This window comes from Microbacterium sp. CPCC 204701 (assembly GCF_004010105.1).
Lineage (GTDB): Bacteria > Actinomycetota > Actinomycetes > Actinomycetales > Microbacteriaceae > Microbacterium.
In genome coordinates, this window is record NZ_RRYE01000419.1 from 1 (window position 1) to 2,439 (window position 2,439).

4 protein-coding genes and 1 pseudogene are annotated in these 2,439 nt (G+C 71.6%); all 5 read right to left on the reverse strand.

Translation table 11 applies throughout. From position 1 onward, the window contains the following. Window positions 1-87: 87 nt before the first annotated feature. Window positions 88-927, reverse strand: coding sequence for a uroporphyrinogen-III synthase (locus EIO58_RS16220; protein ID WP_127820356.1), 840 nt, complete (start codon window positions 925-927; stop codon window positions 88-90). Between the two features lie 161 nt (window positions 928-1,088). Further along, window positions 1,089-1,367 carry a DUF3618 domain-containing protein gene (locus EIO58_RS16225; protein ID WP_127820357.1) on the reverse strand — a complete coding sequence of 93 codons (279 nt, stop codon included), beginning with the start codon at window positions 1,365-1,367 and terminating at the stop codon, window positions 1,089-1,091. Further along, the gene (locus EIO58_RS16230) at window positions 1,357-1,758 is read right to left on the reverse strand and encodes a phage holin family protein (RefSeq protein WP_127820358.1); all 402 of its coding nucleotides are present in this window, start codon (window positions 1,756-1,758) and stop codon (window positions 1,357-1,359) included. The genes EIO58_RS16225 and EIO58_RS16230 overlap by 11 nt, the downstream gene beginning before the upstream one ends. 1 nt (window position 1,759) lies before the next feature. After that, window positions 1,760-2,146 (reverse strand): hypothetical protein, encoded by a 387-nt coding sequence (locus EIO58_RS16235; RefSeq protein ID WP_127820359.1) that lies wholly within the window; start codon window positions 2,144-2,146, stop codon window positions 1,760-1,762. A gap of 99 nt (window positions 2,147-2,245) precedes the next feature. Continuing rightward, window positions 2,246-2,439 (reverse strand): annotated as a pseudogene (locus tag EIO58_RS19185) (FAD-dependent oxidoreductase); the annotation flags it as partial.

Here is a 2,439-nt window from a genome sequence, read left to right on the forward strand (position 1 = left end):
CAGCGCGCCGCGCACGCCGAGGACGAAGCGCGAGCCCCCGACCCCGCCGGCGAGCACGACGATGCGGGGCGAGTCGCGCATGCCGCCTCAGCCCCGCTCGGTGCCGGGCAGCGGAAACGCGCCGGTGCGGGGCGCGAACTCGTCGGCGGCGTGGGGCAGGGGGAACTTCGCGACCGCGTCGATCAGCGCGTCCACCGTCTGCACCTCGGCGACGACGTCGACATCGAGGCCGGCGCGCTTCGCGTCGCGCGCGGTGCGCGGCCCGATCGCGGCGATCAGCGTCGTGTCGGGGATCTCGGAGAACTGCTGGTGCACCTGCTCGGCCACCGAACCGCTCGTGACGAGGATCGCGTTGATGCGACCGGAGCGCACGTCTTCGGCGATCCGCTCGGTCACCGGAACCCCCACGGTGCGATACGCGACGACGCTGCGCACGCGGTGCCCCGCCTCGGACAGCATGCGGGTGAGCACCGGCTTGGCGATCTCGCTGCGGAGCGTGAGGATGTCGCGCGGCTCGGGCTCGAGCCCGATCATCTGCTCGGCCATGCCGGCGGCGGAGTTGTCTCTCTCGGGGACCAGGTCGACGTGGTAGCCGACGGCGAGGAGTGCGGCGGCCGTCGTCTCGCCCACCGCGGCGATCTTCGTGCTCGTCGGCACCGTGGCGCGATAAGCGTAGAGCACGTCGACGGTGGTCGCACTCGTGACCGTGAGCCAGTCGAACGCGCCGGCGGCGAGGTCGGCGAGCGCCTGGTCGAGCGCCGCCTGATCGTTCGTCGGAGCGAAGTTGATGAGCGGCGCGATCACGGGCGTCGCTCCCTGTCGCCGCAGCGTCGCCGCAACACCATCGCCCCACGGTCCGCCGCGGGGAACGAGAACGCGCCAGCCGGCGAGCGGCTTGGCGGGTTGGTGCTGGGGGGCTGTGTTCATGAGGGGTCGACTCTCGTGATGCTCAGTCGGCCGCCCGCGACGTTCGAGCAGCCGATGCGCGGATCGAATCGGGTTCGCGCGACCGGCAGCATACGCACCATTGCACTGCCTTGATCCCCGAGCATACCCCTCATCGCGAAAGGCCCTCCCCGGCCCGTGACTCAGCGGGTGTAGAGCCGCACCAGCCCCCACACCGCGGCGCCGATCGCCGCAGCCCCCACGACGACCGCGACCGCGGCCGCGGCGGGGTTGCGCCGCTGGAAGGCACGAGCCTTCTCGACGCCCTCGTCCACGGCGCGGCTGACCCGCCGCGGCACGTTCGCCTTCTCCTCGATTGCGGCCAGCGCCGCCTTCAGCTCCGCCCGGGCGTGCTCGACCGGGTCGTCGATGCCGAGCGGCACCGCGGTTCGGGGCACGGGCACGGGAGCCTCAGAGCTCATCGCGGACCTCCTTCACGTCCTGGGCGATCGACTGAACGGGGTTCTGACGCTGACCGATGCGCTTGAAGCGCAGGATGCCCAGCAGCGCCAGCACTGCCGTGACGATGAGCATCGCGAAGAACACCACGAGTGCCGACAGCCACACCGGCCACCACGAGGAGAGCCCGGCGATCACGAAGGTGCCGAGCACCGGCACCGACCAGAACAGCACGAACAGCGCCGCGAAGACCCACACGGCGCCCCACCCGCCGTCCTTCGCGGTGCGCGCGAGCCACGCCTTGGCCGCATCGACCTCGGCGATGACGAGGTTGCGGACGAGCTCCGGAATCTCGCCGAGAAGCGTGAGGAGGCTGTCGTCCGCGCGATCGCGGAAGCCACGCGGCGTCGTCACGTCACGCTCCGCCGCGGGCGTCGGTGTTGTCGTCCACGGCTTCGTCGACGGCGTCCTTGACCGCCTCGGCGGAACTCTGGGCGGCCGTCTCGACGTCGTCGGCCGAGTCCTTGCCCGCCTTGAGCGTCGCGTCGAGCTTCTGGCCCGGCGTGCCCTTCGACCCGGCGGCTTGCGCGACCTTCACCGCGGAGTCCCACAGCGTCGACGGCAGCGCCATCGCCTGGGACTTCGCGAAGTCCTTCACCTTGCCCACCTGCTCCTGGACGGGGTCGAGGTTCCACACCTTCAACCACTGCGTCTTGATCTGCTCGTAGCGTTCGCGGCCCGCCCTCGTGCCGAGCACGTACCCGATGGCGAGTCCGACGACGAGTCCTGCTTTGCCCCTCATGGGGTCTCCTCACGCTCGGTGTGCACCTGACGACCCTCCCAGGGTAGCCCTGTATTCCGATTCCGGCATCCACCCTTGACAGCGGCCGCCGCAGCGCACTCACTCTGGCGCGGAACCGCCGAAGAGCGCCGCCCTGCGAACGCGATCCGCCTCGGACCGGGCGTCGGCGACCACCTGGGCCAGGCCGCTCCCCGCCAGCCATGCGCCGACCGCTGCGAGTCCGCGACGTGCCGCGATGCGCGAGCGGACAGCACCGGTCGCGCCCTCGCGACCGAGGGCCGAGGCGGGGGCGG